This is a genomic window from Rhizobium sp. ZPR4, from assembly GCF_040215725.1.
Classification (GTDB): domain Bacteria; phylum Pseudomonadota; class Alphaproteobacteria; order Rhizobiales; family Rhizobiaceae; genus Rhizobium; species Rhizobium rhizogenes_D.
Window position 1 is genome coordinate 3826930 of sequence record NZ_CP157967.1, and the last position, 19545, is coordinate 3846474.

A 19545-nucleotide genomic window follows, 5' to 3' on the forward strand; every position below is an offset into this window, starting at 1 on the left:
TCAATGCGCGCCGGACATGTCGCCGAGGACTTCCTTCGAGGCGACGGTGGAGTCGGCCTTGAGCTTGTAGACCATCGGCACGCCGGTCGCGAGGTTGAGCTCGAGGATCTGTGCTTTGCTGAGGCGATCGAGAACCATGACGAGCGAACGCAGCGAATTGCCGTGGGCGGCAACCAGCACGTTCTGGCCGGCGAGCACGCGCGGCAGGATTTCCGTCAGGTAGTAAGGCCAGACGCGGGCGCCGGTGTCGCGCAGGCTTTCGCCGCCGGGCGGCGGAACGTCATAGGAGCGGCGCCAGATGTGGACCTGCTCCTCACCCCATTTGGCGCGGGCATCGTCCTTGTTGAGGCCGGAGAGATCGCCGTAGTCGCGCTCGTTCAGCGCCTGATCCTTGATCGTTTCAAGGCCCTGCTGTCCGATTTCATCGAGGATGATCTTGAGCGTGTGCTGGGCGCGGGTGAGATCCGACGTGAAGGCGATATCGTACTTGATGCCGTAGTCGGCCAGCGCCTTGCCGCCGGTCTTGGCCTCTTCGATGCCGAGCGCGGTCAGATCGGGGTCCTTCCAGCCGGTAAAGAGATTCTTCAAATTCCAGTCGCTCTGCCCGTGGCGAACGAGAACGAGAGTGCCGCTCATAAAATTTCTCCTTGATAGAGCAATTCCAGGAAAGGTGCGTAGCGGTTTTCCGTCAGGAATTGCGAGACAATAAAAGGCCGGAGCGGATCAGCAGTTTTCTGCCGACCCGCTCCGGGATCGCATCAACGTGTGGAGAGCCCGAGAACATCGAGCATGGAATAAAAGCCGGGTTTCTTGTCGCGCGCCCAGAGTGCTGCCTGCAGCGCGCCGCGGGCAAACAGCGAGCGGTCGCCGGCGTTGTGCGACAGCGTCAGCCGTTCGCTCTCGCTGGCGAAGATCACCGAATGATCGCCTACCACGCCGCCGCCGCGCAGGGTCGCAAAGCCGATCGTGCTCGTCGGGCGCGGACCGGTATGGCCATCGCGCACGCGCACGGAGTTGTCGTTGAGATCGATGCCGCGGCCCTTGGCCGCCGCCTGGCCGAGCAGCAGCGCCGTGCCCGAGGGTGCATCGACCTTGTGGCGATGATGCATCTCCAGCACTTCGATGTCCCAGTCGTTCGAAGGGAGCGCACGCGCGGCCTGCTCGACAAGCACGCTCAGGAGATTGATGCCGAGGCCCATGTTGCCTGATTTGACGATGCGGGCATGGCGCGCAGCTGCCTTGAACTTTGCCTCGTCCTCATCCGAGCAGCCCGTCGTGCCGATGATGTGGACGATACGTGCCTGTGCGGCGAGGCCGGCAAACGTAACGCTTGTTTCAGGTTTGGTGAAATCAATGACACCTTCGGCATGAAGGAAAGCGGCAAGCGGATCGTCGGTGACGGGAACGCCGATCGGCCCGAGCCCGGCGATCTCGCCGGCATCCTTGCCGATAAAGGCGGAGCCGGGGCGGGCGACGGCCGCGTGCAGGGTCACGCCGTCGGTTGCGTGGATGATACGGATGAGAGCCTGTCCCATGCGGCCCGCCGCGCCAACCACCACCAGCTTCATCGCATCGTCGCTCATGTCGTCTCTATCGTCTATTTGCGGGAATTACTTGATATGGCCGGTAGCTGCAGGTTGTTGAGCCGAGCGTAGAGGCCATTGTCGGCCGTCGCAAGCGTCTCGTGGTTGCCCTCTTCGACAACCCGGCCGTTCTGCATGACGACGATCTTCTCGGCGCGGACAACCGTCGACAGGCGGTGCGCGATGACGACGACCGTGCGGCCGCTCATCGCCTCTTCCAGCGCCTTCTGTACGGCTGCTTCTGATTCCGTGTCGAGCGCCGAGGTCGCCTCGTCCAGGAGCAGGATCGGCGCGTTGCGCACCAGCGCGCGGGCAATTGATAGGCGCTGGCGCTGGCCGCCGGAAAGCGTCACGCCATTTTCACCGACGGGCGTTTCGTAGCCCATTGGCTGCGCCTCGATGAAGTCATGCGCATAGGCAAGGCGTGCCGCTTCCTCGATCTCGGCGTTGGTCGCGTCCGGACGGCCGTAGCGGATGTTGTCACGGATCGTGCCTTCGAAGAGATAGGGCTGCTGCGAAACATAGGCGAGCTGTTCCCGCAGCGACCGTTTCGTCACATGCGCGATATCCTGCCCGTCGATGAAGATGCTACCGGCCTTGGGGTCGTAGAAGCGCGGGATCAGATTGATGACGGTGGACTTGCCGGCGCCGGAAGGGCCGACCAGCGCCGTCGTCTGCCCACCCTCGGCAGAAAAGCTGACGCCGGACAGAACCGCCTCGTCACCATAGGCGAAATGAACATCGCGGAACTCGATGCGGGCTTCGGTCACTTTAAGCGGCTTGGCATCCGGCAGGTCGCGCTGGCGCGGCTCCATGTCGAGCAGCTCGTAGATCATCCGCGCATTGACGACGGCACGCTCCAGCTGCACCTGCAGCTTGGCAAGACGACGCGCCGGATCGTAGGCGAGCAACAGCGAGGTGGCGAAGGAGAAGAATACGCCCGGCGAGACATTGTCGTAGATCGAGCGATAGGCGGCATAGGCAAAGAGGCTGGCGATCGCAAAACCGGCGACGGTTTCGATGAGCGGGCCGTTGCGCTCGGAAAGTCGGGCGATGCGGTTCTGCCGGTGCTCGGCCGCGGTGATCAGCTTGTTGATCTTGCGCTCGAGCTCCTCTTCCATCGTGAAGGCCTTGACGATGGAAACGCCCTGGATGGTTTCCTGCATCGCGCCGAGCACATGGCTGTTCAGGACGATCGCATCGCGCGTCGCAGCGCGCAGGCGCTTGGAAATATAGCGCAGCGCGAGGAAGAGCGGCGGCGCGATGATGACGAAGGCGATGCTGAGCACCGGATCCTGGAAGACCATGACGCCGAGCAGGGCGATAAAAGTCAGAAGGTCGCGCGCCGTCGAGGTAATCGTCAGGTTCATGACGTCGCGGATGCCCGAGACGTTCTGGCTGATCCGGGCGGCGAGCTGGGCGGAGCGGGCTTCGCTGAAGAAGCCGACCGACAGCGTCATCAGATGCGAATAGAGGCGCCGCTGGTAGCGGGCGATGATGTTGTTGCCGATCTTCGACAGGATGACTGACTGGAAATATCCGGCAAAGCCGCGCACCACGAAAACGAGGAAGATGCTGAAGCAGATCTTCCAGGCATCGACGATATCGCGGGCGATGAAGGCGCTGTCGATGACCGATTTGACGATATAGCCGATGTAAGCAGTCGAAAGCGCAACGAGGACCAGGCAGGTAATCGCGATGGCATAGCCGCGAATGTGATCGCGGCCGTTCTCGGCGATAATGCGCTTCAGCATGCCGGTGATGGCTTCGCTGTCGACGCTTTTGCTTTTCGGGTCAGGCAATTTCAATAATCGGCGTCCTGTCTTGAACCAAGCGAGCCGCATCTGGCACGTGCTTCCGCGGCTCTATTAAAGAGTTAGCACGGCTTTGGCTAGACATGGCTTGCCGCGCTGGTTAAGGCCGATCACGGAGCCACACCCATTATAGAGGACGGCGGCTCCTGCAAAAAGGCATGGCGCATCGGATGTTTCGGCGCGCCATGGGCTGTTTGGCAAGCGGTTAACGCCGCCAGCGACGGCCCTCCGTGGCAAGGCCAAAGTTCGTGGGCTTGCGGGCATAGGTCGCAAGGCCGGAAAGTGCTGCCAGCGGATTGACGACCACATGGGTCGGGATCGTCTTCATCATTTCCGTGTGCGGCGCCTTGTCCTCGAAGGCGGCGCGGAATTCCGGCTTCTGCAGCGCGGGCAGGATCTTCTGCGGAATGCCGCCGGAAAGATAGACGCCGCCGCGCGCCATGAAGATCATGGCGATATCGCCGGCGACACGGCCGAGATAGGTGACGAACAGCGTCAGCGTTTCCTCGGCCTGCCTATTGGTGGCGGCAAGTGCATGGTTGGTGATATCGGCCGGCTCCTTCAGGCTCGGCTCGATACCGTCGGCCGCGCAGACGGCATGATAGATGTTCTGAAGACCGCGGCCGCAGATCACCTGCTCGGCCGAGATGCGGCCCTCGATGGCTTCCAGATGCGGCCAGATCTGCAGGTCGCGTTCCGTGCGCGGCCCAATATCGATATGGCCGCCTTCTCCCGGCACCGGCACCCATTGATGCTGCGTATGGACCAGGCCACCGACGCCGAGCCCGGTGCCCGGTCCGAGCACGGCGCGCGATGCGGTCAGGCTGCCTGATGTTTCGCCGATGGTTTGGCGATGCTCGTCGGAAATCTCGGCGATCGCCAGCGCCTGCGCCTCGAAATCGTTGATGACGAGCACGTCCTCGATGCCGAGATTGGCGATCATCGTCTTCGGGCGGATCACCCAGTCGCAATTGGTCAACGGGATCTCGTCACCCTGCACGGGACCTGCCATGGCGAGAATTGCCGAGCGGGGTTGGACCTTGCTGTTTTCAAGGGCAAGTTTGATCGCATCGTCGATCGTCGCGAAATTCGCCGTCTGCACGACCGGAAAATGCTCCTGTTCGGAGTCCGCATCGACGAGGATGGAGAAACGCGCATTGGTGCCGCCGATATCGCCGATCAGGATTGGGAAAGGCAGGGGGGCATCGCTGTGATTGAGCTCGGGCATGGCCAGGTCCGTGGTCTGCCGCCGGCAAGGCGGATTAATGGTTCAGTGTTTTGATCAGCCGCTCGGCAGTGGATTCGTTGAGCGCCATCGGAATGTCGTAGAGAACGGCAAGCCGCGTCAATGCCTTCACGTCGACGTCGTGCGGCATGGGGGTGAGGGGATCGATGAAGAAGATGAGCATGTCGATCTCGCTGGTGGCGATGAGCGCGCCGATCTGCTGGTCGCCGCCGAGCGGGCCACTTTTCAGGCGAGTGACCTTGAGATTGGGGCAGACGTCGAGTACGCGGCCGCCCGTCGTGCCCGTCGCAACGATGTTCCAATCGGCAAGCGCGGCCTGATTGCGCCGTGCAAACTCCGCCATCGCATCTTTTTTCTGATCATGCGCGATCAATGCGATGCATTTGCTGCCGACCATGAAATCCTTGCTCCGCCCGATGCTTTCAATCGATTTATCCGCCTTCTATACCAAGGGAGCGCGTTTTGAAAGACTGCCCCGGCAAGGACAGTGCGGGGCTCACTGCTGCGGAATTTGGCCGGGCGGCGTATCGCCTGAGACCGGCGTCGCGTTCGTATCGGCTGAAGCGGCCGCACCCTTGGCGCCAGAGGCGGCAGGGCGCATGGAAGCCACCGCGGGTGCCGCCAACACGGCCTGGCAGGCCTTGGGCAGATCGGCAACCATGACCTCGCGCGGCTTAACCGGCGGCTTGGTGCTGGGCTTCGGCTTCGCCCAGGGTTCGGGAGTGAACCACCAGGCGAGTGTCTTGTCGCAGCCATCACCCGCGGCGACCGGCGCCTGCCCCGTGCAGCCCACCGAACCGGCGGGGCAGCGGAGGCGGATGTGAAAATGCGAGTCGTGCCCGTATTCCGGCCGCAGCTTGCCGAGATTGCTGCGGTCGCCCGTCCATGTCTCGCACATCTTCTTTTTGATCGCCGGATTGACGAAGATGCGCTCGACTTCGGGATAGCTCGCCGCGCGCATCAGCAGGCGCGCATGCGCCGGCGTCCAGACCTTGTCGTTGATGGTCAGGAACTTGTCCTTGGCGAGCATCGTGGTGAAGGGCAGGGCTTCGCGCTCTTCCGCCGTCATCTTGCGCCGCGGCATCGGCGTCAGCCAGATATCGGCGTCGAGGCCGATCTGGTGCGAGGCATGGCCGTTGACCATTGGGCCGCCGCGCGGCTGCGAGATATCGCCGACGAGCAGGCCCGGCCAGCCGTCATTCTTGGCCGCATCGCGCGACAGGCGCTCGAGCAGGCCGATCGTTTCAGGCCGGCCCCAACGGCGATTGCGCGACAGGCGCATGGCCTGCCAGGTCGGGCCGTCAGCCGGAAGCGCGATTGCGCCGGCAAGGCAACCCTTGGCATAGAAGCCGATCGATTGCGGCGGTCCCTGCGACGGCAGCGTCACGGCGCCGAAAACAGCCTTGGCGCTACCGGGCGAAGGGGTGGCCTGCTGTGCCAGCGCATCGCCGGCGACAAGACCCATTCCGATCGTGGTCGCGAGAGAGAATTTGCCGATCGTTCGAAAGGCGCGAGCCAGAAGTGAAGCCATGCATATCCCTGAAAGGCGGTCGGCATTATTCGAAGTGATTTGCGGCGAGACTATCCTGAAAAAGGATGGAAGTTAATCCGCGGCAATCACAGGTGGCCGACGACCGCCCGCCTTTCCTCTCATGGACCTTTGCTTCGGAGGGATCAGTTCACCAGGATTTCTGCCGTCTTGCGGATGCGCGACAGCCGCGGCAAGACCTTCGTGCACGCGAAATCCTGCATGTCCTGCGAGAAGGTGGTGGCCGCATCTTCCGCGACGATGACGGCATAATTTGCCGCAAAGGCATCGCGCACGGTTGCTTCCACGCCGAAATTGGTGGCGACACCCGTCAGGATTAGCGTCCTGATGCCGCGGCGGCGAAGCTGCAGGTCCAGTTCCGTGCCGTAAAAGGCGCTCCACTGGCGCTTGACGATGGCGACATCGGGCGTCAGCGCCGCCATCTCGGCGGGACCTTCGAGCGCGGCTGGCGGCAAACCTCCTGGGGGAAGCGCAAAGCTTTCGTCGGTCGGCTGATTGACAGCATCGGCATAGTCTGTGGAAAATCCGACCGTCACGAAAACGGTCGTTCCGCCATCGGCTTTCAATTTGTTTGCGATAGCGACCGTATTGGTGATGATCTGCTGGGCAGAGTAGGGAGCGAGCGGCCGGCTGAGGACGAGGCCTTGCAGGTCGATGGAAACGAGAGCGGTGGTCTTGGGATCGTAAAGTGACATCTGAGGGCTCCGAAAGAAACATGAGGGTATCCTCACAATGGAAAATATGAGGACAACCTCACAAAAATCAAGTGAAGAATTGAAGACGCGCACGCCGAAGCGGCAGCGCGGTCATGATCGCGTCGTTATTCTGCTTGAGGCGGCCGCAAAAGTTTTCGCGCGCAAGGGCTATGATGCGGCAACGATGACGGAGATTGCCGCCGAGGCAAATTCCTCCATCGGCTCGCTCTATCAATTCTTCCCGACCAAGCCCCTGCTCGCCGAGGCATTGCATATCGAACGCCTGGAGCGATTGAAGGCGGGGCTTCGGGACATGGCAGAACGAAGCACCGGCCTTTCGGCAGCCGATAGCGGCGAGGCGATCTTCCACTCGCTCGGTGCCTTCATGGAGGAGTATCCAGAATTTTCGGTGCTGGCAGGCCGTCGCGATATTCCCAAGGAGCGCAAGGCACGCTCGCGGGCAGAGCTGAAGGAGCTGATTGCGGGCGTCCTGCGGCAGGCGCAGCCGCCGATATCGGATGATATCGCGCTGATGTCGGGCATCGTGCTGGAACTGCTGCGCATCGTCGTCGCCGTCGCCACCGAGCCCGATGCCGCCGAGGACCGCCGCGTCGCCGGCGAATTGCGGCTGATGCTGCGCAAACGTCTTGAAGAAGCCGCGGCAAAGGGTTGACCCCAGATACGTCCTTCAGCCTCTCTGCGAAGAGATGAGTTGCTGCGTCCTGCTTTTTGCCCTCATTTGCCTTATGCTGATTCTCGAAAAATCACAGGAGATCATGAATGGCATTGTCGCGGTTGAAAGCAGGCTTGGTCGTTTCTCTTTTTTGCCTGCTGGCCTTACCGGTTTCCTCGAAAGCCGAAGAACCGCAATTCCGCATCGGCACGGCCATTCTCGGTGACCTCAAATACCAGCCCGGCTTCAAGCATTTCGACTACGTCAATCCGGGTGCGCCGAAGGGTGGCGAGCTGAAGCTTTCGAGCGAAGGCACGTTCGACACGCTCAATCCGGTGCTGCTCAGGGGCAACCCGGCCACCGGATTGCCGATGGTTTTTGACACGCTGATGAAATCGTCCAATGACGAGATTGCCTCCTCCTACGGCTTGCTCGCCGAGGGCGTCACCTATCCCGACGACATATCGAGCGCGACCTTCCGCTTGCGCGCCGAAGCGAAATGGGCCGACGGCACGCCGGTGACCCCTGATGACGTCATTTTCAGCTTCGATCGCACCAAAGAGCTCAATCCTCTCGCGACGAGTATCTATTCCCACGTGACGCGGGCCGAAAAGACCGGCGACAGGGACGTCACCTTCTATTTCGACGAAAAGAACAATCGCGAACTTCCCTTTATCGCCGGCCAGTTGCTGATCGTGCCTAAACATTGGTGGGAGAGCGCCGGCGCGGACGGAAAGCCGCGCGATATTACCCGGACGACGCTCGAGCCGGCCATGGGATCCGGACCGTATAAGATCGTTTCCGTGCAGCCGGGATCATCAATCCGATATGAACTGCGCGACGACTATTGGGCCAAGAACCTGCCGGTCAATATCGGCCAGAATAACTTCGGGGCGATTTCCTACACCTACTACGCCGATAAGGATGTGGAATTCGAAGCCTTTCGCGGCGGCAATACGGATTTTTGGCAGGACCAGTCGGCAAGCCATTGGGTGACCGCATATGACTTTCCAGCCGCCAAGGACGGCCGCATCAAGCGCGAGGAATTGCCCAACTCGCTGCGCTCGGTCGGCATCATGCAGGCGATGGTGCTCAATCTCCGGCGCGATCAGTTCAAGGATCAACGCGTGCGCGAGGCGCTGAACTACGCCTATGACTTCGAGGAGATGAACCGGGCGCTTGCCTTCGGCCAGCTGACCCGCGTCAACACCTTCTTTTTCGGCACCGAGCTTGCCTCTTCGGGGCTGCCCACGGGCGAAGAATTGAATATCCTCAACAGCGTCAAGGACAAGGTGCCGCCTGAGGTATTCACCACGCCCTATACCAATCCGGTCGGCGGCGACGCCCAAAAGGCTCGAGACAATCTGCGCAAGGCGATCGAGCTTTTCAAGGAAGCCGGTTATGTGTTGAAGGGCAATCGCATGGTCAACGAAAAGACCGGCCAGCCCTTCACGATGGAAATTCTGCTCGGCAGTCCTTCGCAGGAGAGATCAAACCTGCCTTATGTCCAGAACCTGCGCCGCATTGGCATCGATGCGACGCTCAGGACGGTCGATTCATCGCAATACATCAACCGCATTCGTAGCTTCGACTATGACGCGATGTGGAACGTCTGGGGCACGGCGCTGCCGCCCGGCAGCGAACAAATCGATTACTGGGGCTCGGCTTCAGCAGGCCGCCAAGGCTCGCGCAACTATGCCGGCATATCCGATCCGGGTGTCGATGCGTTGATAGGCAAGCTCGTTTCTGCCGCGACCCTCGAAGAAAAGACCGCTGCCGCCAAGGCGCTTGACCGTGTACTGCTCGCCCACCACTATGTTGTCCCGCTATTTTATGGGACGACGAACAAGATCGCCTATTGGGATAAATTCGAGCATCTGCCCGAGCTGCCTTACTACTCCATCGGCTTCCCCGATGTCTGGTGGTCGAAAAACGCCGGAAAGTGAGCCTCTCTTGCAATGAGGGGCCGGCTGGCTCCAAATGCTCGAGGCTGATTCGGATAGTTCCAAGCTGATAATGACTGCGCCGGCTTGCATCCGGCGGAAGGGAATATGATTTGATCGACAGATGGATTGAGGCGAAGCGGACGATATTTCCCTTCGAGGGAGCGGCGGACTGATGGGCGCCTATATTCTGCGACGCCTCCTGCTGATGATCCCGACCATCGTCGGCATCATGGCTATTTCCTTTACCATCGTGCAGTTCGCGCCGGGCGGCCCGGTCGAGCAGGTCATTGCGCAGCTGACCGGGCAGGGCGACAATGCCAATGGCCGCCTGTCCGGCGGCACCGACATGCTGGCCCAGCAATCCTTCGATGACAGCAGCTCGAAATATCGCGGCGCGCAGGGGCTCGATCCCGAGCTGATCGCCAAGCTTGACAAGCAGTTCGGCTTCGATAAGCCGCCGCTCGAGCGCTTCGGCCAGATGATGTGGAACTATATCCGCTTCGATTTCGGCGAGAGCTTCTTCCGCAACACGACGGTCATCGATCTCATCGCACAGAAGCTGCCGGTGTCGATCTCGCTCGGCATCTGGATTCTGATCTTCTCCTACGCAATTTCCATTCCGCTCGGCATCCGCAAGGCGGTGCAGGACGGATCGACCTTCGATGTCTGGACATCGGGCATCATCATCATAGGCTATGCGGTACCGAGCTTCCTGTTCGGCATCATGCTGATCGTGCTGTTTGCCGGCGGCTCCTTCTTCGACTGGTTCCCGCTGCGCGGCCTCGTCTCGGACAATTTCGCCGATCTCACCTGGTGGCAGAAGATCCTCGATTATCTCTGGCATCTGGTGCTGCCGCTGATTTCGCTGTCGCTCGCCGCCTTTGCCACGACGACGCTGCTCACCAAGAATTCCTTCATCGAAGAGATCAAGAAGCAATATGTCATCACCGCCCGCGCCAAGGGTCTTTCCGAACGGCGCGTGCTCTATGGCCATGTCTTCCGCAACGCCATGCTCATCGTCATCGCCGGCTTTCCCGGCGCCTTCATCTCCGCCTTCTTCACCGGCTCGCTGCTGATCGAGAACATCTTCTCGCTCGATGGCCTGGGGCGCCTCAGCTACCTCTCCGTCGTCCAGCGCGACTATCCGGTGGTCTTTGCCACGCTCTTCATCTTCTCGCTGCTCGGCCTCGTCGTCAGCCTCGTCTCCGACCTGATCTACACCTGGATCGATCCGCGCATCGACTTCGAGCGGAGGGACGTGTGATGGACGCAGCCAATCAACAAGCAGTTCCGACGACGGTGAAGCCGCCGCGCAAGGGTCTGTTCTCGCCGACGAACGCCCGACGCTGGGAGAATTTCAAGGCAAACCGCCGCGGCTACTGGTCGCTCTGGATCTTCCTTGTCCTGTTCGTCCTCAGCCTCGGGGCCGAATTCATTGTCAACGACCGGCCGATCCTCGTCTCCTACAAGGGCGAGATCCTGACGCCGATCTTCGTCGATTACCCGGAGGAGAAGTTCGGCGGCTTCCTGGCGCAAACGGACTATCGCGCCCAGGATATCCAGGACGAGATCAATGCCAATGGCTGGATGATCTGGCCGCCGATCCACTATTCCTATCAGACCGCCAACTCCAACCTGCCCAAGGGCATGTCGGCGCCGACGCCGCCTTTCTGGGCGATGAGCAAGGAAACACGCTGCTCGGGCTATGCGGCCGGCACTGCCGACCCGAACTGCAACTGGAGCAATTTCAACTGGCTCGGCACCGACGACCAGGCCCGCGACGTTCTCGCCCGCCTGATCTACGGCTTCCGCATCTCGGTGCTGTTCGGCCTGGCGCTCACCATCTGCTCGGCCGTTGTCGGCGTCTGCGCCGGCGCGATACAGGGCTATTTCGGCGGCTGGACCGATCTCTTGATGCAGCGTTTCATCGAGATCTGGTCGTCCATGCCGGTGCTCTACATTCTGCTGATCATTGCCTCGGTTCTGCCGCCAGGCTTCTTCATCCTGCTCGGCATCCTGCTCCTGTTCTCCTGGGTCGGCCTCGTAGGCGTCGTGCGCGCCGAATTCCTCAGGGCACGCAATTTCGAATATGTGCGTGCCGCCCGTGCGCTCGGCGTCAACAACCGCACCATCATGTATCGCCACCTCTTGCCGAATGCGATGGTCGCGACCCTGACCTTCGTCCCCTTCATCCTGTCGGGCTCGATCTCCACGCTGACCTCGCTGGATTTCCTAGGGTTTGGCATGCCGCCCGGCTCGCCGTCGCTGGGCGAAATGATAGCGCAGGGCAAATCCAACCTGCAGGCTCCATGGCTGGGGCTCTCGGCCTTCTTCACCATGTCGATCATGCTGTCGCTGCTGATCTTCATTGGCGAGGCCGTGCGCGACGCCTTCGATCCGAGGAAGACGTTCCGATGAGTGAAAATTCCACCCCATTGCTATCAGTTCGCAATCTGTCGGTCGCCTTTCATCAGGGCGGGCAGACCTCGATCGCCGTCGACGGCGTTTCCTTCGATATCCATCGCGGCGAGGTCGTGGCGCTGGTCGGTGAATCCGGTTCCGGCAAGTCGGTCTCGGCCAATTCGATCCTGAAGCTTTTGCCCTATCCGTCCGCGAGCCACCCCTCCGGCGAAATCCTGTTCAAGGACAAGGACCTGCTGAAGGCGTCGGATAACGAGCTGCGCGCCGTGCGTGGCAACGACATCACCATGATCTTTCAGGAGCCGATGACTTCGCTCAATCCGCTGCACTCGATCGAGAAGCAGATCAGCGAGATCCTGGCCTTGCATCAGGGCATGGTGGGTGAGGCCGCCCGCAATCGCACACTGGAACTTTTGAACCAGGTCGGCATCCGCGAGCCGGAAAAGCGCCTCAAGGCCTATCCGCATGAACTATCCGGCGGCCAGCGCCAGCGCGTGATGATCGCCATGGCGCTTGCCAATCGTCCCGAACTGTTGATCGCCGATGAACCGACCACCGCGCTCGACGTCACCGTGCAGGCGCAGATCCTCGAACTGCTGCGCGAGCTCAAGGGCACGCACGGCATGTCGATGCTGTTTATCACCCACGATCTCGGCATCGTCCGAAAGTTCGCCGACCGTGTCTGCGTCATGACCAAGGGCCATATTGTCGAGACCGGTACGGTGGAGGACGTCTTCACCCGGCCGCAGCATGACTATACCCGCCATCTGCTCGCTGCCGAGCCGCGCGGCGAGCCGCCGGTAAGCGATACCAACAAGCCAGTCGTCATGGAAGGCAGCGACATTCGCGTCTGGTTCCCGATCAAGGCCGGTTTCATGCGCAAGGTTGTCGATCATGTGAAGGCGGTCGATGGTATCGATCTGAAGCTGAGGGCCGGCCAGACGCTTGGCGTCGTCGGAGAATCCGGCTCGGGCAAGACCACGCTCGGCCTGGCGCTCGCACGCCTCATTTCCTCCAGGGGCCGCATCGCCTTCATCGGCAAGGATATAGCCGGCTATTCGTTCCGCGAGATGCGGCCGCTGCGCAACCAGCTGCAGGTGGTCTTCCAGGACCCCTACGGATCGCTCAGCCCGCGCATGTCGGTCGGCGAGATCATCGCCGAGGGGCTCAAGGTGCATGAGCGGTCGCTTTCGGCCGATGAGCGCGACAAGCGCGTCTGCTGGGCACTGGAAGAGGTGGGTCTCGATCCGTCCACCCGCTGGCGCTTCCCGCACGAATTCTCCGGGGGCCAGCGCCAGCGCATCGCCATTGCCCGCGCCATGGTGTTGAAGCCGCGCTTCGTCATGCTGGATGAGCCGACTTCGGCGCTCGACATGAGCGTGCAGGCGCAGGTGGTCGATCTGCTGCGCGACCTGCAGAAGAAGCACGATCTTGCCTATCTCTTCATCAGCCACGACCTGAAGGTGGTGAAGGCGCTCGCCAACGAGCTGATCGTCATGCGCTTCGGCAAGGTCGTCGAGCAGGGTGCTTCGGCGGATATCTTCCGGGCGCCGAAAGAGGATTACACCAGGGCGCTGCTTGCCGCCGCATTCAACATCGAGGCGGTGCCGACCGCCGCCATCCAGCAATAGAGACCACCGCCATGCCGGCCAAAAGCCCCGTTCTTGTCGATCTCAAATTCGACCCTGCAACCGTTGCCAGGTCGCTCGAAACGGCCTTTGCCGATCGTGGCAGCATCAATCTGGCCGATCCCGGAAGCAAGGGCGTTGATCTTTCCCATATCGATTATGCTCTGCTGTGGAAGCCGGATGCCGATCTTTTCGAGCGGGCGCCCAATCTCAAGGTGATCTTCTCGGGCGGCGCCGGTGTCGATTCCATGATGTCGATCCCCGGCCTGCCCGATATCCCGATGGTCCGCTTCGTCGATCGCAGCCTGACGGTGCGTATGAGCGAATGGGTCGTGATGCAGTGCCTGATGCATCTGCGCGATGTGCAGGGGCATTTCAGGAATCAGCGCCAGCACGTCTGGGCGCCGCAGCACGGCCCGGAGGCGGGCGACGTCACCGTCGGCGTCATGGGCCTTGGCGTTCTCGGCTGCGATGCCGCCGCCAAGCTGAAGATCATGGGCTTCAACGTTATCGGCTGGTCCCGCAGCAAGAAAGAGATCGACGGCATGGAAACCTTCGATGCCGGCGGGCTCGATGCGTTTCTGGCGCGAACCGATATTCTCGTCGGCCTACTGCCGCTGACGCCGGATACGACCGGGATCTACAACGCCTCGCTCTTTTCCAAGCTGCGCCGCAACGGTCCGCTCGGCAAGCCGGTCTTCATCAATGCCGGCCGCGGCAAGAGTCAGGTGCAGGCCGATATCGCTTCGGCTGTTCGTTCCGGCATTCTCGGCGGTGCCTCGCTCGATGTCTTCACGGTGGAACCGCTTTCGGCCGACGATCCGCTATGGGGTCTGGAAAATGTCATCATCACGCCGCATGATTCCGCTGTCTCCGAGGAAAGGGCGTTGATGCGCCATGTCGAGGAACAGATCGCCGGCTTCGAACGCGGCGAACCGCTGCAGCATCTGGTAGATCGCAGCCGGGGTTACTAAGTCTGTAGTGTCGGGCGACGAACGAGGCTCTCAGCCTCGGTTGCCGCCGCCGATAGGTGACCCATTTGCTCTGGTATCAATTTTCTTTCAGCGACTGGACTTTCGCTCAACATTTTTTGATAACAGGGCGCTAGAGCAATTCCAGGAAAAGTGCGCAGCGGTTTTCCGCCCGGAATTGCGTGAAAGCAAAGAGATAGAGCGGCTCAGAGATTCCGTGAAGAACTGAACCGCTCTATATACCCATGCCGGCGCGTCCGCCGGCGAAAAGCATGACGTCCGCAGGGCAGGAGACGGGGCAGGAACGACATGACCAAGACGGATATCGCCACCCGCGTCTATAACCATACCTGGAAACTCGATCCGATCGTCCGCAGTCTGATCGATACGGATTTCTATAAGCTTCTGATGCTGCAGATGATCTGGAAGCTTTATCCGGACGTCGACGCGACCTTCTCGCTCATCAATCGCACCAAGAGCGTTCGCCTTGCCGAGGTGATCGACGAGAAGGAATTGCGCGAGCAGCTCGATCACGCTCGTACGCTCCGCCTCTCCAAGAAGGAGATGATCTGGCTGGCGGGTAACAGCTTCTACGGCCGCGCCCAGATTTTCGAGCCGGAATTCCTCGCCTGGCTGTCGAATTTCCAGCTGCCGGAATATGAGCTCTCGAAGCGTGACGGCCAGTATATTCTCGACTTCCACGGCTCGTGGAAGGAAACGACGATGTGGGAAATTCCCGCGCTCGCCATCATCAACGAGCTGCGGTCGCGCACGGCGCTGAAGGCGCTCGGTCCCTTCACGCTCGATGTGCTCTATGCCCGCGCCAAGGCCAAGATGTGGGAAAAGGTCGAGCGGCTGCGGGAGCTGCCGGGCTTGCGCATTTCCGATTTCGGCACCCGCCGCCGCCATAGCTTCCTCTGGCAGCGCTGGTGCGTCGAGGCGCTGAAGGAAGGCGTGCCTCATGCTTTCACCGGCACGAGCAACGTGCTGCTCGCCATGGATTCCGATCTCGAAGCCGTCGGCACCAACGCGCATGAGCTGCCGATGGTCGCAGCAGCACTTGCCAAGAATGACGAAGAGCTTGGCAAGGCTCCTTATAAGGTGCTGCGCGACTGGAATCGTCTCTACGGCGGCAACCTTCTGGTCGTGCTGCCCGACGCCTTCGGCACGGCTTCCTTCTTGCGCAATGCGCCGGAATGGGTGGCCGACTGGACCGGCTTCCGTCCCGATAGCGCTCCGCCCATCGAAGGCGGCGAGAAGATCATCGAATGGTGGAAGAAGATGGGCCGCGATCCGCGCCAGAAGCTGCTGATCTTTTCCGACGGCCTCGATGTCGACGCCATTATCGATACTTACAAGCATTTCGACGGTCGCGTGCGCATGAGCTTCGGCTGGGGCACCAACCTGACCAATGATTTCGCCGGCTGCGCCCCGACCGAACTTAAGGGCCTCAATCCGATTTCGATCGTCTGCAAGGTGATCGAGGCGAATGGCCGCCCGGCCGTCAAGCTCTCCGACAATCCGCAGAAGGCGACCGGCGAACCTGCGGAAGTCGAGCGCTATCTGAAGTTCTTCGGCGCGGAAGATCGCGTCGATCAGGATGTGTTCGTTTAGGGCTTTCGGGCAATCGGTTTCAGTGGCGGATCGCCGCTTCCATGCGTGCGACGCGCCGGAAGAGTGTCCACCTGCCATTTTCCCAGCGATACTGATCCGGCGAAATAACGTAGGGAACGTCGCTGAGATCGGCGCTGATCAGCTCCAGAAGCTGCAGGCCCTCAATGTCGTTCTCATGCGTGAAGAACACCTTGTCACGCGACAGGAATGCGGCAATGGGTGCGGCACCGCCGGATTGCTCCTGTATCTGCGCCCAGAAATTCGGCAGGAAGGCGATGCTGGATTCGAACTGGCCGTCCACCTCGACATATTGGAACCGGCTGCGCTTGGCGATCTGAACGCCGGTCTTGGCAAGGAACTTCTGCAGGTTGGCCTGAGCCATTTCGGCGAGTTCCCGGGCATCGATGCCCCAGTCGTCGAGTGCTTCGGCCATGACGTAGTTGACCGTCGTTTCGCCGTTGACGACGAAGAGCTTGATCAGGTTTTCGGCCTCGTCGAGGTAGACGAATTGCGGCGGATTGGGCTCGTCCTTGACGGCCTGCATCATCTGCTGCCGCGCAACCTCGACGAAATCGCGCGCTTTCAGGACCGGCAGAACCTTGGCGAGCTCGCCGCTGTCAACCATGGCTTCCGTCATGTTGAGGTAGTTGAGGAGCGCCTGCGCGCGTGCAGGCCCACGCTTTTCGCGCAGCGACAGGAGCGCATTGCTCAGGAATTTCGTCATCGTATCGCCGTTGCGGCTGTGCAGCGTCAAGCTGCCGGCGGCAGAATCGTAATCGACGCGGATCAGGTCGCCGAAGAACGGCAGGCGTTCCTGCAGATAGGCGGCAAAGGCTGCTTCATCCTGCAAGGCTTCGTCGGGAATGTTGAGATCGAGCGTTTTCGTGGCGGCCGTGCTCTCGGGCTCCTGCATCGGGGAAGTTTGTTCGCGATGCATCTCAGCGGGCTTGCCTTTGCCGAAGAGCCTTTTCAGGAAATTGAACACGCGCATCCCCGAGTACTGAACGGTATTGCTGCAGAACCTAGCGCGGCTGCCGTTGCGGGGCAATGGCGGCATAATAGGGATTGGGTGCCGTAAGTGCCTGCTTGCCCGCATAAAAAACGCGTATAGTCTGCGGGAACGGACCGGATGGTCCGATTGCGGGAAGGGCAGCGCAAATGAGGAATGTCGGGGGCGGCAGGTGGACGATCAGGGGCCTGCTTTTTTGTCTTTTTACATTGGCTGCACCTATGGTGGTGTTCGCGCAGAATGCGGCTGCCCCACAGCCATCCGCCCCGCCGCCCGACAAGGTTCGCACGCTGATCCAGCTGCTGAACGAGCCGGATGTCAGGCAATGGCTGACCACGCAGCTCAACAGTCAACCTACGCCCGCCAGCGATAAAGCCGCGCCCGCCAACGATCCGGCCCCGGACGACGGCAATCAGATGTCGGTCCTGTCGGGCATGCTCGGCCACACGCGGCATCACCTGGAGCTGGTCTCCGGCGCTGCGATGACGCTGCCCTACGAGGTGATGACCGCATCCGAGAAGCTGGAGGGCGAGGGCAAGTCGGTCGGCCTCGTGCGCATCATCGTTCAGATTGTCCTCCTCTTCTTCCTGGGGTTGGTGGCCGAACTCGCCGTTGCGCGCTTCATCAACACCAAGCATATGCAGCGCACCGACAAGACTGCCGGTACCGAGACGGAATTGCAGGCCGCGCGCTTCCAGTTTCTGGGCGGCGTCGTGCCCGCCATCATCCATGGCCTGGTGACGCTCGTTCCGCTTCTTGCCTTCGATTGGCCGCCGGCCATTGAAAATTTCGCCATCGCCTGCGTCATCGCGATGGTATCGATCAGACTGGCGATCTCTATCGGCAAGCTTGTCATGGAATTGATCGCGATGCGTCGCGCCAATGATGTTCTGGATGAGGACGGCGGGACCGCCCGCATCGCCGAACGGCGGCGCGTGGCGCACTACTGGTATCGGCGATGCACGCTGTTTGCCATCTATTTTGCCTGCGGCTGGGCGATCATACAGGCCGTTACGTCGCTGGACTTTTCAGCAGGCGCGCGGGACCTCATCGGCTACACGCTCGGCATCGGCCTGTTTCTGATTGCCACGGCTGCCGTGTGGTCCAGGCCGCTCGCGCCGGAAAAGCGTGGGGCGAAGACGGTTTCCTGGCTGTTGACGATTTTCTTCGTGGCGCTCTGGTGTCTCTGGGTTGCCGGCTTCGACGGCCTTTTGTGGATCGGTATCTACGCGATATTGCTGCCGCGTGTCCTCTCGGTATCTACGCAGGCGATCGAGGCACTGCATGATGCGGCCGACGGTATTTTCGGCGCCGGCAAGATCGCGGCCGTGTTGCTCGACCGCGGTTTACGGGCTGTGATCATTACCTTTGCGGCTTTGTGGCTCGGCCACATGCTGGGGGTCGAGGCGCATGCGATGATGAGCGGCAGCGAATCGAATGTCGGCCGCGTCGCTCGCGGCATTCTCGGCGGCATCATCATCCTCCTGGTCGCAGACCTCGTCTGGCAGCTGGCAAAAACCTATATCGACGGCAAAGTCATGCAATCCCTGCCAGCCGTTGACGAGTCGGATGAGATAAGGGCGAGTCGCGCCCGGCTGCAGACGCTGCTGCCGATCTTCCGCAATATTCTTGCCGTCGTCATCGGCATCATTGCCGTCATGATGGTGTTGTCCGGCCTCGGTGTTCAGATCGGTCCGCTGATCGCCGGCGCCGGCGTTGTCGGTGTTGCCGTGGGCTTCGGCGCGCAGACCATTGTCAAGGATGTCATCAGCGGCGTCTTCTACCTCTGGGACGATGCCTTCCGCATCGGCGAATATATCGAAAGCGGTCACTATAAGGGTGTGGTGGAATCCTTCAGCCTACGCTCGGTCAAGCTGCGCCACCAGCGCGGCCCGCTGGCGACGATTCCCTTCGGCTCGCTCGGCGCAGTCAACAACATGAACCGCGACTGGGCGATCGACAAGATCATCGTCAAGGTCACCTACGATACCGATCTCGTAAAGCTCAAGCGCATCGTCAAGGATATCGGCCAGCGCTTGCTCGAAGACGAGGATCTGAAGCCGAGCATCATTCAGACGCTGAAGATGAAGGGCGTCGAGCAGTTCGGCGATTTCGCGATCGAAATCAGGCTGGCGGTTACCGCCAAGCCCAATGAGCTCTCGGTCATCCGCCGCAGCGCGCTAGCCCTCATCAAGCAGGCCTTCGATGAGAACGGCATCCAGTTCGCTTTCCCGACCGTGCAGGTGGCAAGCGACAAGGATGCCGCGGCTGCCGCTGCTCGGCAGCTCGTGGAGATGCGGGCGGCAAATCTGGAAGGCGGGCAGCAGGCCGTTTAGAGCAATTCCAGGAAAAGTGCGCAGCGGTTTTCCGTCCGGAACTGCGTGAAAACAAAGAGC

The 19545-nt window shown here is 61.0% G+C and carries 16 protein-coding genes; 8 read left to right on the forward strand and 8 right to left on the reverse strand.

Annotated features, from left to right (window positions below):
• The 7 genes from ABOK31_RS18360 to ABOK31_RS18390 form a co-directional block, all read right to left on the reverse strand.
• The gene (locus ABOK31_RS18360) at positions 1–636 is read right to left on the reverse strand and encodes a 2,3-bisphosphoglycerate-dependent phosphoglycerate mutase (RefSeq protein ID WP_174178960.1); all 636 of its coding nucleotides are present in this window, start codon (positions 634–636) and stop codon (positions 1–3) included.
• A 122-nt stretch (positions 637–758) separates the two neighbouring features.
• A complete protein-coding gene (gene dapB, locus ABOK31_RS18365; RefSeq protein ID WP_174178958.1) occupies positions 759–1583 on the reverse strand; it encodes a 4-hydroxy-tetrahydrodipicolinate reductase in 825 nt (274 codons plus the stop codon).
• 14 nt (positions 1584–1597) lie between these two features.
• Positions 1598–3391, reverse strand: a complete 1794-nt coding sequence (locus ABOK31_RS18370; protein ID WP_174178956.1) for an ABC transporter ATP-binding protein — start codon at positions 3389–3391, stop codon at positions 1598–1600.
• 211 nt (positions 3392–3602) lie between these two features.
• Positions 3603–4625, reverse strand: coding sequence for a glucokinase (locus ABOK31_RS18375; RefSeq protein ID WP_349957086.1), 1023 nt, complete (start codon positions 4623–4625; stop codon positions 3603–3605).
• Positions 4626–4659: 34 nt separating this feature from the next.
• Positions 4660–5040 (reverse strand): methylglyoxal synthase, encoded by a 381-nt coding sequence (locus ABOK31_RS18380; protein ID WP_174178952.1) that lies wholly within the window; start codon positions 5038–5040, stop codon positions 4660–4662.
• 99 nt (positions 5041–5139) lie between these two features.
• Positions 5140–6174 carry a penicillin-insensitive murein endopeptidase gene (gene mepA / locus ABOK31_RS18385; RefSeq protein ID WP_174178951.1) on the reverse strand — a complete coding sequence of 345 codons (1035 nt, stop codon included), beginning with the start codon at positions 6172–6174 and terminating at the stop codon, positions 5140–5142.
• A gap of 143 nt (positions 6175–6317) precedes the next feature.
• Positions 6318–6887 carry an isochorismatase family protein gene (locus tag ABOK31_RS18390; RefSeq protein ID WP_349957089.1) on the reverse strand — a complete coding sequence of 190 codons (570 nt, stop codon included), beginning with the start codon at positions 6885–6887 and terminating at the stop codon, positions 6318–6320.
• A 37-nt stretch (positions 6888–6924) separates the two neighbouring features.
• Between ABOK31_RS18390 and ABOK31_RS18395 the strand changes: the two genes are divergently transcribed.
• The 7 genes from ABOK31_RS18395 to pncB all read left to right on the forward strand — a co-directional run bounded on the left by ABOK31_RS18395 (position 6925) and on the right by pncB (position 16140).
• Entirely contained in the window at positions 6925–7560 is a 636-nt protein-coding gene (locus ABOK31_RS18395; RefSeq protein ID WP_174178947.1) for a TetR/AcrR family transcriptional regulator, read from the forward strand.
• A 107-nt stretch (positions 7561–7667) separates the two neighbouring features.
• Positions 7668–9506, forward strand: coding sequence for an extracellular solute-binding protein (locus ABOK31_RS18400; RefSeq protein WP_349957090.1), 1839 nt, complete (start codon positions 7668–7670; stop codon positions 9504–9506).
• A 172-nt stretch (positions 9507–9678) separates the two neighbouring features.
• Positions 9679–10770 (forward strand): microcin C ABC transporter permease YejB, encoded by a 1092-nt coding sequence (locus tag ABOK31_RS18405; RefSeq protein WP_174178944.1) that lies wholly within the window; start codon positions 9679–9681, stop codon positions 10768–10770.
• Positions 10770–11924 (forward strand): ABC transporter permease, encoded by a 1155-nt coding sequence (locus ABOK31_RS18410; RefSeq protein ID WP_349957091.1) that lies wholly within the window; start codon positions 10770–10772, stop codon positions 11922–11924. The genes ABOK31_RS18405 and ABOK31_RS18410 overlap by 1 nt, the downstream gene beginning before the upstream one ends.
• Positions 11921–13558, forward strand: a complete 1638-nt coding sequence (locus ABOK31_RS18415) for an ABC transporter ATP-binding protein (protein ID WP_349957092.1) — start codon at positions 11921–11923, stop codon at positions 13556–13558. The genes ABOK31_RS18410 and ABOK31_RS18415 overlap by 4 nt, the downstream gene beginning before the upstream one ends.
• Before the next feature lie 11 nt (positions 13559–13569).
• Positions 13570–14529: a glyoxylate/hydroxypyruvate reductase A gene (locus tag ABOK31_RS18420; protein WP_349957093.1), complete on the forward strand. Its 960-nt coding sequence runs from the start codon at positions 13570–13572 to the stop codon at positions 14527–14529.
• Between the two features lie 306 nt (positions 14530–14835).
• Positions 14836–16140: a nicotinate phosphoribosyltransferase gene (gene pncB, locus ABOK31_RS18425; RefSeq protein ID WP_174178936.1), complete on the forward strand. Its 1305-nt coding sequence runs from the start codon at positions 14836–14838 to the stop codon at positions 16138–16140.
• Positions 16141–16159: 19 nt separating this feature from the next.
• Here the strand turns inward: pncB and ABOK31_RS18430 are convergent, their stop codons facing one another.
• Positions 16160–17125, reverse strand: a complete 966-nt coding sequence (locus ABOK31_RS18430; RefSeq protein ID WP_349957094.1) for a hypothetical protein — start codon at positions 17123–17125, stop codon at positions 16160–16162.
• Positions 17126–17370: 245 nt separating this feature from the next.
• Between ABOK31_RS18430 and ABOK31_RS18435 the strand changes: the two genes are divergently transcribed.
• Positions 17371–19485, forward strand: coding sequence for a mechanosensitive ion channel domain-containing protein (locus tag ABOK31_RS18435; protein ID WP_234910160.1), 2115 nt, complete (start codon positions 17371–17373; stop codon positions 19483–19485).
• Positions 19486–19545 lie beyond the last annotated feature (60 nt).